Genomic DNA, 12,093 nt, shown 5'->3' on the forward strand with positions numbered 1-12,093 from the left:
GGCACCGGCCGCGCTGCCTGCGGTTCCGACCTGCCACCTTGGCTCGCGGACCCGATCGACGCCAGGGGTCACGGCAGCCCGGCGCCGAGCAGCCGCCCCGACTCGAACGCCCCCGCGCTCGGCGGCAGCGGCCCGGGGCGCCCGCTGGTGCGCACCAGGATGGTGCCGTTTCCGGTGCTCGGCCGCCCCAGCTCCGCCATCCGGCGCACCGTCTGCGCGGCCACCGCGGGCGCGCTGTCGAAGAGCCGGACCCCGGCGGGCAGCGCGGCCAGGATCTCGTCGGCCATGAGCGGGTAGTGCGTGCAGCCGAGCACGACACCCTCGACGCCATCGGGCGTGCGCTCGGCGGCCGAGGCGATGGCCCGGCGGGCGGCCGCGAGCTCGCCGCGGTCGATGGAGTCGGCGAGGCCGTGGCAGGCGATCCCGACCACCTCGGCGGCACCGCCGAAGCGGGCGATCAGGTCCGCCTGGTACCGGCTGGCGGTGGTGGCCGCGGTCGCCCAGACCGCCACCGAGCGGCACTCCGCCGCGGCGGGCTTGATGGCGGGCACGGTGCCGACCACCGGCACCTGCGGCCCCACCATGGCCCGCAGCTGCGCCAGCGCGGTGACGCTGGCGGTATTGCACGGCAGCACGATCACCTCGGCGCCGAGCCGCAGCGAATCCGCGGCGGTGTCGAGCACCCGCTGCACCGTCCACGCCTCCGGCTTCGGCCCCCAGGGCGCGCCGTCCGGGTCGAGCTGGAGCAGCAGGTCCACGTCCGGGCGCAGTTTGCGCAGCCAGGCCGCCGTCGGCAGCAGGCCGAGCCCCGAATCGATGAGCGCCACGATCACACCGCTCACCGTATTACAGGGCCGGGACACCCCTGCCCGCCGAGCCGCGCTCAGGCGGGCGCGAGCACGTCCGCGACCCGCGCGCCCGCGGCGATCTTGCCCCGCGCCTTCATCACCTTCCCGGCCATACCCGCGCCGACCACGGCGGTGAGGATCCCGTCCCGCGAGTAGTAGGCGATGAAGGCGTGCCCGTTCCCCGGCTCCACGTGCAGGTCGTCGGCCGGGCTCGGCTTGCCGAGCGCCTGCAGCTTGAGCTCGTACTGGTCGCTCCAGAAGTACGGCACCTGCGCGGGCACGGCGGGCACCTCGGTGCCTGGCACCAGCTCGGCCAGGATGTGCAGCGCGACCACCCGCGCCTGCTCGCCCGCGCTGGTCCAGTGCTCCATCCGCCGGTGCGCACCGGCCGCGGTGCGCCAGGCCGCCACATCGCCCGCCGCCCAGACCCCGGCCGCGGAGGTGCGGCCGTTCTCGTCGGCGAGGACGCCGCCACCGGCCCCGGCGGGCGCCAGCTCGACCCCGGACTCGGCCAACCACTCCACCTCGGGCCGCGAGCCGACGCCGAACACCACCAGATCGGCCGCCACCTCGCTGCCGTCGCTGAGCTCGGCCCCGCGCACCGCCCCGTTCTCGTCGGCGTGCAGCAGCGAGACGCCGAGCCCGCAGCGCACGTCGACGCCCTTGGCCCGGTGCATCTCGGCGACCCGCTCGCCGACCTGCTCGCCGAGCACACCGGCCAGCGGCGCGGCCTGCGGCTCCACCAGCACCACGTCCAGCCCCTCGGCCCGGAACGATGCCGCCACCTCGCAGCCGATGAACCCGGCCCCGATCACCAGCGCGCTGCGCGCCGAGCCAACCGCGGCACGCAGGGCGACAGCGTCACTGTGCGAACGCAGCACGTGGATCCCGGCCAGCTCGGGCAGCCCGGTGAGCCTGCGCGGGCGCAGCCCGGTGGCGATCACCAGGTGCGCGTACTCCAGCTCACCGCCGTCCGCGAGCAGCAGCCTGCGGTGCGCGATGTCGACCCCGGCCGCCGCCACGCCGAGCCGCAGCTCGATCTGCTTCTCGGCGAAGAACTCGGGCGGCCGCAGCGCCGTGTCCTCGACCTCGCCGCGCACGAACTGCTTGGACAGCGGCGGGCGGTCGTACGGCGGCCGGTCCTCGTCGCCGACCAGGACGAGGCCGCCCTCGTACCCGGCCCGCCGCAGCTCCTCTGCGGTTCGCAGCCCGGCAAGGCCTGCGCCGACGATCACGATCGGTGCGGTCATCGCGTTCTCCATTCTCGAGAATGCCGTTATCATACCTGGAACGAGGTAGCTATCACCCTAGCAAGTGCTTGTTTGGTCGTCAGCACCGTCGTTCGCCCCCGAAACGCCGAGCGGCGCCGCCCCCGCAGGGGCGACGCCGCTCGAACCGCGATGTCAGGACATCACTTCAGGATCTTGATCACGCGACCGGCACCGACGGTGCGGCCACCCTCACGGATCGCGAAGCGCAGGCCCTCTTCCATGGCGATCGGCTGGATCAGCTTGACCAGCATCTCCGTGTTGTCGCCGGGCATGACCATCTCGGTGCCCTCGGGGAGGGTGACGACACCGGTCACGTCGGTGGTGCGGAAGTAGAACTGCGGGCGGTAGTTGTTGAAGAACGGGGTGTGGCGGCCACCCTCGTCCTTCGACAGGATGTACGCCTGGCCCTCGAACTCGGTGTGCGGGGTCGTGGTGCCCGGCTTGACGACGACCTGGCCGCGCTCCACGTCCTCGCGCTTGATGCCGCGGACCAGCAGGCCGACGTTGTCGCCCGCCTGACCCTGGTCGAGCAGCTTGCGGAACATCTCGATGCCGGTGATCGTGGTCTTGGTCGTCTTCTCCTTGATCCCGACGATCTCGACCTCTTCGTTCACGTTCACGATGCCGCGCTCGACGCGACCGGTGACGACGGTGCCACGGCCGGTGATCGTGAAGACGTCCTCGATCGGCATCAGGAACGGCTTCTCGGTCTCGCGCACCGGGTCCGGGATGGACTCGTCGACCGCGTCCATGAGCTCGACGACGGAGGCGACCCACTTCTCGTCACCCTCGAGCGCCTTCAGGCCGGAGACGCGAACGACGGGGGCATCCTCGTCGAACTCCTGGGCGGCCAGCAGCTCGCGGACCTCCATCTCGACGAGCTCGAGGATCTCCTCGTCGTCGACCATGTCCGACTTGTTCAGCGCGACCAGGATGTAGGGCACGCCGACCTGGCGGGCGAGCAGCACGTGCTCGCGGGTCTGCGGCATCGGGCCGTCGGTGGCCGCCACGACCAGGATCGCGCCGTCCATCTGCGCCGCACCGGTGATCATGTTCTTGATGTAGTCGGCGTGGCCCGGGGCGTCGACGTGGGCGTAGTGCCGCTTCTCCGTCTGGTACTCGACGTGGGAGATGTTGATCGTGATACCACGAGCCTTCTCCTCCGGCGCCTTGTCGATCTGGTCGAACGCGAACGCCGCGTTCAGGGTCGGGTACTTGTCGGCCAGCACCTTGGTGATCGCCGCGGTCAGCGTGGTCTTGCCGTGGTCGACGTGACCGATGGTGCCGATGTTGACGTGCGGCTTCGTCCGCTCGAACTTCGCCTTCGCCACTTTGTGTCCTCCTGGACTGTCTTGGTGCGTGCAGTTGCAGCAGTGCGGTGGTCTCCCCCGCACTTACACGGGGAAAGGGTATTGCGTACGCCCGGGAGCGTGTTACTCGCCGGTCGCCTTGGCGATGATCTCCTTCGACACGTTGGCCGGAACCTCCGCGTACGAGTCGAACACCATGGAGTAGTTCGCCCGGCCCTGGGTCTTCGACCGCAGGTCACCGATGTAGCCGAACATCTCCGAGAGCGGAACCAGCGCCTTGACGACACGGGCACCACTGCGTTCCTCCATGGCCTGGATCTGGCCACGGCGGGAGTTCAGGTCGCCGATCACATCGCCCATGTAGTCCTCGGGCGTGATCACCTCGACCGCCATCAGCGGCTCGAGGATGACCGGACCGGCCTTGCGGGCCGCTTCCTTCAGGGCCTGCGCGCCGGCGATCTTGAACGCCATCTCCGAGGAGTCGACGTCGTGGTAGGCGCCGTCGAGCAGCTTCGCCTTGATGTTGACCAGCGGGTACCCGGCCAGCACGCCGTACTGCATGGCGTCCTGGATGCCCGCGTCGACCGAGGGGATGTACTCGCGCGGCACGCGGCCACCGGTGACCTTGTTCTCGAACTCGTAGGTCGCGCCGTCCTCGCCGACGAACGGCTCGAGGGCGATGATGACCTTCGCGAACTGGCCGGAGCCACCGGTCTGCTTCTTGTGCGTGTACTCGTGCTTCTCGACCGCCTTGGTCAGCGTCTCGCGGTAGGCCACCTGCGGCTTGCCGACGTTCGCCTCGACCTTGAACTCGCGCCGCATCCGGTCGACCAGGATGTCCAGGTGCAGCTCGCCCATGCCGCCGATGACGGTCTGGCCGGTCTCCTGGTCCAGCTTGACCGAGAAGGTCGGGTCCTCTTCCGAGAGCCGCTGGATCGCGGTGCCCAGCTTCTCCTGGTCGGACTTGGTCTTGGGCTCGATCGAGACCTCGATGACCGGGTCCGGGAAGGTCATGGACTCCAGCACGATCTGCTTCTGCGGATCGCTCAGGGTGTCACCGGTGGTGGTGTCCTTGAGGCCGATGACCGCGTAGATGTGCCCCGCGGAGGCCGCGCCGACCGGATTCTCCTTGTTGGAGTGCATCTGGAACAGCTTGCCGAGCCGCTCCTTCTTGCCCTTGGTGGAGTTGATCACCTGGGCTCCGGAGTCGACCTTGCCGGAGTACACCCGGACGTAGGTCAGCTTGCCGAAGAAGGGGTGCACCGCGATCTTGAACGCCAGCGCCGCGAACGGCTCGGAGGCGTCCGGCTTGCGGGTCAGCAGCTCCTCTTCCTTGCCGGGGACGTGGCCCGTGGTGTTCTCCACGTCCAGCGGCGAGGGGAGGTAGTCGATGACCGCGTCCAGCATGGGCTGCACGCCCTTGTTCTTGAACGCGGAGCCGCAGAGCACCGGGTAGAGCTCGGAGTTCACCGTCAGCTTGCGGATGGCGCCCTTGATCTCCTCGATCGAGAGCTCCTCGCCGCCGAAGAACTTCTCCAGCAGCGCCTCGTCGGACTCGGCGACGGTCTCCAGCAGCGCGGTGCGGTACTCCTCGGCGCGCTCCTTCAGATCGTCCGGGATCTCGACGACCTCGTACTCCTCGCCGAGCTTGGTCTCGCCGCGCCAGACCTTGGCGTTGTTCTCGACCAGGTCGACGATGCCCTCGAAGGTGTCCTCGGCGCCGATCGGCAACTGAAGCACCAGCGGCTTGGCGCCGAGGCGCTCCTGGATGGTGCGCACGGTGAAGTAGAAATCCGCACCGAGCTTGTCCATCTTGTTGACGAAGCAGATCCGCGGCACGTCGTACTTGTCGGCCTGACGCCACACCTGCTCGGACTGGGGCTCGACGCCCTCCTTGCCGTCGAACACGGCCACGGCGCCATCGAGCACCCGCAGCGACCGCTCCACCTCGACGGTGAAGTCGACGTGCCCGGGGGTGTCGATGATGTTGATCTGGTTGTCTTTCCAGAAGCACGTGGTCGCGGCGGAGGTGATGGTGATACCACGCTCCTGCTCCTGCTCCATCCAGTCCATCGTGGCCGCGCCGTCGTGGACCTCACCGATCTTGTACGTGATGCCGGTGTAGAAGAGGATGCGTTCGGTAGTGGTGGTCTTACCGGCATCGATGTGGGCCATGATGCCGATGTTTCGGACCTTGTTCAGGTCGGTGAGCACGTCCTGTGCCACGGAAATCTTCCCCGCTCTGCTCTCTGGGATGCGTCTTCGGTTGTCAACGCCGGAACGGGCACCGAGATGCCCGGTTCTCGACCGTGAGCCCGCCGGCCCCGACAGCGATGACGGGCCGGGCGGGAATCACCAGCGGTAGTGCGCGAAGGCCCGGTTGGACTCGGCCATCTTGTGCGTGTCCTCGCGGCGCTTGACCGAGGCGCCGAGGCCGTTGCTGGCGTCGAGCAACTCGTTGGCCAGCCGCTCCACCATGGTCTTCTCGCGGCGTGCCCGCGAGTAGTTGACCAGCCAGCGCAGCGCCAGGGTGTTGGAGCGGCCCGGGCGGACCTCGATCGGCACCTGGTAGGTGGCGCCACCGACGCGGCGCGGCTTGACCTCGAGGGCGGGCTTGACGTTGTCCAGCGCGCGCTTGAGGGTGACGACCGGATCGGTGCCGGTCTTCTCCCGCGCCTGCTCCAGCGCGCCGTAGACGATGCGCTCGGCGGTGGACTTCTTACCGTCCATCAGGATCTTGTTGACCAGCTGGGTGACCAGCGGCGACCCGTAGACCGGGTCATTGATCAACGGACGCTTGGGAGCGGGACCCTTGCGCGGCATATCAGCTCTTCTCCTTCTTGGCGCCGTAGCGGCTGCGGGCCTGCTTGCGGTTCTTCACGCCCTGGGTGTCGAGCGAGCCGCGGATGATCTTGTAGCGCACACCGGGGAGGTCCTTCACACGACCGCCGCGGACGAGCACCATCGAGTGCTCCTGCAGGTTGTGGCCTTCGCCGGGGATGTACGCCGTGACCTCGATCGCGCTGGTCAGGCGAACACGCGCAACCTTGCGGAGCGCGGAGTTCGGCTTCTTGGGGGTCGTGGTGTACACCCGGGTGCACACGCCACGGCGCTGCGGGCTGCCCTTGAGCGCCGCGGTCTTGGTCTTGGCGACCTTGTCACGGCGACCCTTGCGGACCAGCTGGTTGATGGTTGGCATAGACCGGCTTTCCTCAGTTGTTATCGCGGTACGGGAACTTCATGGCTCAGCTGCACGTCCGACCCCATTTCTCGCGTCCCGAGGTCGGGCGTGTCGCGCGCGGTACGGAACCCCGGATTCCAGGCACACCTGAGGGGGTCGGCCGCTCTCGCTGGCCTACGTCTGCACACGAACCTGCCCGCTACGTTCCGGGCACAGCCGTCCACGATACCCGTGACCTCGAGAAAGGTCGAAACGGGGTGGTCAGCGGGCGGCTGGGCGGGGATATCACCGCGTGGCTGGGCGGGGATATCACCGCGCCAGGTTCAGCGTCAGCGCCATGAGTTTGCGGACCGACTCGCACGGGTCCGGGTGGCTGGAGCCGGCCCGGTAGTTGAGCCACCACCCGATCACGCCGTTGTCCGGCGCACTCGCCGCCATGCCGCACGAGTCCGGATCGCCGGGCCTGCGGATCTGCAGGACCAGCGCGCTGTCGACGGTGACGTTCTCCGTCTGGTACCCGAGCTTGTTGTTCGTCTGCTTCTCGTTGCCGAGCGAGCCGTTCTCGTACCAGTTCAGAGTAGCCATTCCATCGCCGCCGGGTGCGCCGATCAGATCCCACATGCAGACCGCGCCGAAGAAGGAGTCCTCGGGGGTGACGCCCTCGCCGATCGCCTCGCCGATCTGCTCGTGGCTCAGGATGTCGCACTCGCGGAGCAGCTTGTCCAGCCTGGTGTCGACCGGCTGGCTCTCGCCGACCCCGAGCGGCGTGCCCTGGATCTCCCGGCCGCAGCCGCTCACCGCCGCGGTCACGGCGAGCGCGGCGGCGAGCGCCGCCCCGCCCCTGCGCAGTCCGTTTCGCATGCCGCTCCTCACCGGATCCGCTGGAGCGTCAGCTCGGCCAGCGCCCGGCTGCGGTCGCAGGGGTTGCCGGTGCCGAACGGCCCGAGGTTGGTCGACCACTCGAAGAAGTCGTCGCCGAGCTGGATGGCCAGGTCGCAGATCGAGCCGCCGGGGTCGAGCGCGGCGAAGCCGGGCTTGCCCGCCACCTCGATCTGCTCGGGCGCGCGGCCGTTCACCGTCACCCAGGCCCGCTCGCGCTCGATCGGGCTGCCCCGGTAGGAGGCGAAGGTGATGCTGGCCCCGCCGAAGCCGCCGGCCTGCCAGTTGCAGCCGACCGCGTTCCGGAAAACCCTGGTGGCCTGGCCGATCCCGCCGGCATCGCGGATCTCGTCATCGGTGACGTTGCCGCACTCGCCGACGAAGGGCCCGAGCGCGACGACCTTCGGCGCGGGCCGGGAGGGACCTGGCTGCTCGGAGCCGTCGCCGGAGCCGCAGCCCGAGAGCACGAGCGCCGAGGCTGCCACCGCGACCGCCGCCCACTTGATCCGCATGCCTCGAACTGTACCGAGTGCCGGGCAGCGCACCGGCTCACAGATTCCCCCTCGCCTCCTGCTCCCGCTCGATCGCCTCGAAGAGCGCACGGAAGTTGCCCTTGCCGAAGCCGAGTGAGCCGTGCCGCTCGATCAGTTCGAAGAAGACGGTGGGGCGGTCGCCGAGCGGGCGGGTGAAGATCTGCAGCAGGTAGCCGTCCTCGTCCCGGTCGACCAGGATGCCGCGGCGCTCCAGCTCCGCGACCGGCGCCCGGACGTGCCCGATCCGCGCCCGCAGCTCGGGGTCGCGGTAGTAGGCGGCCGGGGTGTCGAGGAACTCGATGCCCTGCGCGCGCAGGATGTCGACGGCGCCGATGATGTCGGCGGTGGCGAGTGCGACGTGCTGCACCCCGGGCCCGCGGTAGAACTCCAGGAACTCGTCGATCTGCGAGCGCTTGCGGCCGGGCGCGGGCTCGTTCAGCGGGAACTTCACCCGGTGGTTGCCGTTCGCCACCACCTTGCTCATCAGCGCCGAGTACTCGGTGGCGATGTCGTCGCCGATGAACTCGGCCAGATCGGTGAACCCCATGACGTCGCGGTAGAAGCCGGCCCAGCGGTCCATCCGGCCCAGCTCGACATTGCCGACCACGTGGTCGACGGCGAGGAAGACCGGTGCGCCGGTGCGGCCGCCGGTGCGCGCGACGAAGCCGGGGCGGTACGGCCCGTCGTAGCGGGAGCGGTCGATCAGGGTGTGCCTGGTGTCGCCGTAGGCGGCGAGCGCGGCCACCCGGACGGTGCCGAACTCGTCGGTCTCGTCGTGCGGTTCGGTCAGCACGGTGGCGCCGCGGGCGCGGGCGGTGCGTACGCAGCGGTCCACGTCCGGCACCTCGAGCGCGATGTCGGCGATGCCGTCGCCGTGCTCGCGGTGGTGCGCGGCCAGCGGGCTGGCCGGGTCGACCGCGCCCGCCACGACGAACCGCGCCGCCCCCGCGCGCAGCACGAAGGCCTTGTGGTCGCGGTTGCCGGTCTCCGGGCCGGAGTAGGCCACCTGCCGCATGCCGAAGGCGCTGCGCAGGAAGTGCGCGGCCTGGGTGGCGTTGCCGACGACCCAGACCAGGGCGTCCCAGCCGATCACCGGGAAGGGGTCGGCGCCGGTGTCGTGATCGACCAGCCCGACGAGGGTGCGCAGTTCCTGCTCGCTCGGAATCGGTTCCACCGTCATCGCCCTACGAGACCGCGCGCCGCCCGTGCCGGGCAAGCTCGCGAGAAAATCGTGGGCATGCCGGTACATCCGGCCAGCGGATACCGGGTTTTCCTTGGCAGAATGAACAGTATGACCAAGAGCCAGGTGCGGCTGGACGAACTCGATCTGGCCATCCTCGCCGCCATGCACGAGTACCAGAAGGCAGGCATCCTCGAGCTCTCCCGGCGGACCAGGGTGGCCCGCGCGACGGTGCAGGCGCGGATCGGCCGGATGGAGCAGGCCGGGGTGATCGCCTCCTACGACCCGCACATCGACGTCACCGCGGCCGGGTTCGACGTGCAGGCGTTCGTGACGCTGGAGATCGCGCAGGGCGCGCTGGACAGCGTCGCCGCGGAGCTGGCCGCCATCCCGGGCGTGCTGGAGGCCTACGCCACCACCGGCTCCGGCGATGTGCTCTGCCGGATCGCCGCCGATTCGCACGCCGGGTTGCAGGCGGTGCTGCTCAGCATCGACCGGACCGGGTCGGTGGTGCGCTCGCACAGCGTCATCGTGCTCTCCACCGTGGTGCCGCGCCGCACGCTTCCGCTGCTGCGCACGCTCGCGCCCGCGGGGACGAGCAAGGCTCCGGCCTACCGCGACACCAGGTAGGGGCGGCTCCCGCCATCGGCCTCGGCCGGCGGCCGGAACGCGTGGGCACGCCCGCGGCGGCGGAGTCAGCCGCGGATGTCCGCGTCCTGGTCGAGGACGAGCACCTCGGGCTCGCGCTCCGGCTCCAGGAAGCCGAGCAGGGCGTGCGCCTCCGCCTCGACCTCGGCGCGCTCGGCCGCGCTCCACGGCCGGGCAGGCACGATCCGCGCGGTACCCCCGGTGATCCTGTAGTGCCCGGCGACGAAGCCGTCCACCAGCACCGGCGAGACCATCACCGGGAAGGCCCGCTGTGCGGATAGCGGCAGGATCCTCGCCCGGTACCGGTGCGCGAGCGTCGCGTTGTCGTACCAGCCGAGCAAGCGGACCGGCGCGGGCACGTCCGGGGCGGTGAGCTCGGCGTCGGCGAGGTCGTAGAGCACCTTGCCGCGCTCGTCGGTGTAGGTGCGCACCCGATCGCCGAGCGAATCGATGGCCTGCTTGGCGCCGGGCAGCTTGGACCAGGTCTGCATGTCCGCGGTGCTCGCCGGGCCGAAGGCGGCGAGGTAGCGGGCGAGCAGCTCGGCGAGCGGGTAGCCGCGGTCGAGCGGGGCGCCGAGCCAGGGCTCGATCCGCGCCCAGACCGGCTTGCTGTTGTCCCGCCAGCGTCCGCGCGGCGGCACCTGCAGCACCGGGAGCTGGTAGAGCCAGGCCTGCACCACGTGCCCGGGCTGCCGGTCCGGGTAGTGCGCGAGCGCCGCGGCGCGCAGCTCGGCCGCGGAGATCGGGTCGGCGCCGACCGCCGACTCACCGCGGGCCCGCACCTCCTCCGGGTCCAGCCCGACCATGGCGCCGAAATTGAAACCCCTGCGGAACGGCACCTTCTCCAGCTCCGGCTGGATGTGCGGCGCGATGCGCAGCGCGTCGGCGGCGGTGACCAGGTGGATGGTGCCGCGCATCAGCGTGATCCGGACCAGCGAGCGGTCCTCCAGCCCGCTATCCACCGTGCTCCGGTCGAAGCCGGCGATCCGGCTCCACGCGCCGACGAAGGGCGGCGGGACGTCCTGCGCCTGCAGCCCGATCAGGTGCTCGCAGAGCGCGGCGATGCCGAGCGGCTCGCGCGCCAGCAGGTGCTGGCGCGCGAGCAGCGTGCGATTCAGGGTGCGGTCCGAGAGCCTGTCCCCCGCGGCGGTCATGGCGAGCACCGTACCGGCGCCCGCCGACAGCCGGTCAGCGGACGGTGACGACCACCTTGCCGGTCGCGCTGCGCTGCTCCAGCGAGGCGACCGCCTCGGCCGTGCGCTCCAGCGGGTACGGCACCACCTGCGGCGGGGCGATCGTGCCGTCGGCCAGCAGCGGCTCCACCTCGGCCCACTGCTCGGCCAGGTAGCCGGGGTGCTTCAGCACCCAGGCCCCCCAGCCCGCGCCGATTACCTCGACGTTGTTGAGCAGCAGCCGGTTCACCTTGACCTGCGGGATGTCGCCCGCGGTGAAGCCGACCACGAGCAGCCTGCCCGCCGGGGCCAGCGAGCGCAGGCTGTCGGTGAAGCGGTCCCCGCCGACCGGGTCGAGCACGATGTCGACGCCGCGGCCGCCGGTCAGCTCCTTGACCCGGGCGGCCCAGTCCTCGGTGAGCACCACGTCGGTGGCGCCGTTGGCCCGCGCCACCGCGGCCTTCTCCTCGGTGCTGACCACGCCGATCACCCGGCCGGCGCCGAGCGCGCCTGCCAGCCGCAGCGTCGAGGTGCCGATGCCGCCCGCCGCGCCGTGCACGAGCACGGTCTCGCCCTTGGCCAGCCTGCCGCGGGTGCGCAGGCAGAAGTGCACGGTCAGGTCGTTGAAGAGGATGCCTGCCCCCGCCTCCAGCGAGACCGCGTCCGGCAGCGCGAACACCGTGTCGGCGGGCACCACCGCGGTCTCCGCGACGGCGTTGCCGAGCATGGTCAGCGCCAGCACCCGGTCGCCCGCCCGCACGTGCGCGCCCTCCGGCGCCGCGCGCACGATCCCGGAGATCTCGCCGCCGACGGTGAACGGCAGCTCCGGCTTCATCTGGTACAACCCGCGCGACATCAGCACATCCGGGAAGGCGATGCCCGCGGCATGCACGTCGATCACGACGCCGCCCGGGAACGCCACCGGCTCCGCGATCTCCGCGATCTCGATCGAATCCGGTCCCTCTAGGGTGCTGATCCTGGCTGCGCGCATGGGCCGACCTCTCTCTCCGCGCGGCGTCGACCGGGTGGGACGCCGCGTCCAGCCCAACCTAACCGCCCCGCGCGCGGCCC

At 70.6% G+C, this 12,093-nt stretch carries 12 protein-coding genes; 1 reads left to right on the top strand and 11 read right to left on the bottom strand.

From position 1 onward, the window contains the following. Window positions 1–68 precede the first annotated feature (68 nt). The 9 genes from LTT61_RS15340 to hppD all read right to left on the bottom strand — a co-directional run bounded on the left by LTT61_RS15340 (window position 69) and on the right by hppD (window position 9,202). A complete protein-coding gene (locus LTT61_RS15340) occupies window positions 69–833 on the bottom strand; it encodes a glutamate racemase (RefSeq protein WP_233020636.1) in 765 nt (254 codons plus the stop codon). A gap of 50 nt (window positions 834–883) precedes the next feature. Next, window positions 884–2,098: an NAD(P)/FAD-dependent oxidoreductase gene (locus LTT61_RS15345; RefSeq protein WP_233020637.1), complete on the bottom strand. Its 1,215-nt coding sequence runs from the start codon at window positions 2,096–2,098 to the stop codon at window positions 884–886. 161 nt (window positions 2,099–2,259) lie between these two features. Next, window positions 2,260–3,450, bottom strand: coding sequence for an elongation factor Tu (gene tuf, locus LTT61_RS15350; protein ID WP_233020638.1), 1,191 nt, complete (start codon window positions 3,448–3,450; stop codon window positions 2,260–2,262). Window positions 3,451–3,552: 102 nt separating this feature from the next. After that, window positions 3,553–5,655 (bottom strand): elongation factor G, encoded by a 2,103-nt coding sequence (fusA, locus tag LTT61_RS15355; protein ID WP_233020639.1) that lies wholly within the window; start codon window positions 5,653–5,655, stop codon window positions 3,553–3,555. A 126-nt stretch (window positions 5,656–5,781) separates the two neighbouring features. Continuing rightward, window positions 5,782–6,252, bottom strand: a complete 471-nt coding sequence (gene rpsG / locus LTT61_RS15360; protein ID WP_233020640.1) for a 30S ribosomal protein S7 — start codon at window positions 6,250–6,252, stop codon at window positions 5,782–5,784. 1 nt (window position 6,253) lies between these two features. Next, complete coding sequence (gene rpsL / locus LTT61_RS15365; protein ID WP_067653430.1) at window positions 6,254–6,628, bottom strand: 30S ribosomal protein S12; 375 nt, start codon at window positions 6,626–6,628, stop codon at window positions 6,254–6,256. A gap of 291 nt (window positions 6,629–6,919) precedes the next feature. Next, entirely contained in the window at window positions 6,920–7,471 is a 552-nt protein-coding gene (locus LTT61_RS15370) for a DUF3558 domain-containing protein (RefSeq protein ID WP_233020641.1), read from the bottom strand. Between the two features lie 8 nt (window positions 7,472–7,479). Beyond that, entirely contained in the window at window positions 7,480–8,001 is a 522-nt protein-coding gene (locus LTT61_RS15375; protein WP_233020642.1) for a DUF3558 domain-containing protein, read from the bottom strand. Window positions 8,002–8,038: 37 nt separating this feature from the next. Continuing rightward, a complete protein-coding gene (gene hppD / locus LTT61_RS15380) occupies window positions 8,039–9,202 on the bottom strand; it encodes a 4-hydroxyphenylpyruvate dioxygenase (protein ID WP_233020643.1) in 1,164 nt (387 codons plus the stop codon). Window positions 9,203–9,313: 111 nt separating this feature from the next. Between hppD and LTT61_RS15385 the strand changes: the two genes are divergently transcribed. Further along, window positions 9,314–9,832, top strand: coding sequence for an Lrp/AsnC family transcriptional regulator (locus LTT61_RS15385; protein ID WP_233020644.1), 519 nt, complete (start codon window positions 9,314–9,316; stop codon window positions 9,830–9,832). A 65-nt stretch (window positions 9,833–9,897) separates the two neighbouring features. Here the strand turns inward: LTT61_RS15385 and LTT61_RS15390 are convergent, their stop codons facing one another. Both LTT61_RS15390 and LTT61_RS15395 read right to left on the bottom strand, forming a co-directional pair. Continuing rightward, a complete protein-coding gene (locus LTT61_RS15390) occupies window positions 9,898–11,004 on the bottom strand; it encodes a winged helix DNA-binding domain-containing protein (protein WP_233020645.1) in 1,107 nt (368 codons plus the stop codon). 34 nt (window positions 11,005–11,038) lie between these two features. Then, window positions 11,039–12,013, bottom strand: coding sequence for an NADPH:quinone oxidoreductase family protein (locus LTT61_RS15395; protein WP_233020646.1), 975 nt, complete (start codon window positions 12,011–12,013; stop codon window positions 11,039–11,041). Window positions 12,014–12,093 lie beyond the last annotated feature (80 nt).

Origin of the sequence: Nocardia asteroides (assembly GCF_021183625.1) — a bacterium.
In the GTDB taxonomy this organism is placed as follows: Bacteria; Actinomycetota; Actinomycetes; order Mycobacteriales; family Mycobacteriaceae; genus Nocardia; species Nocardia asteroides_A.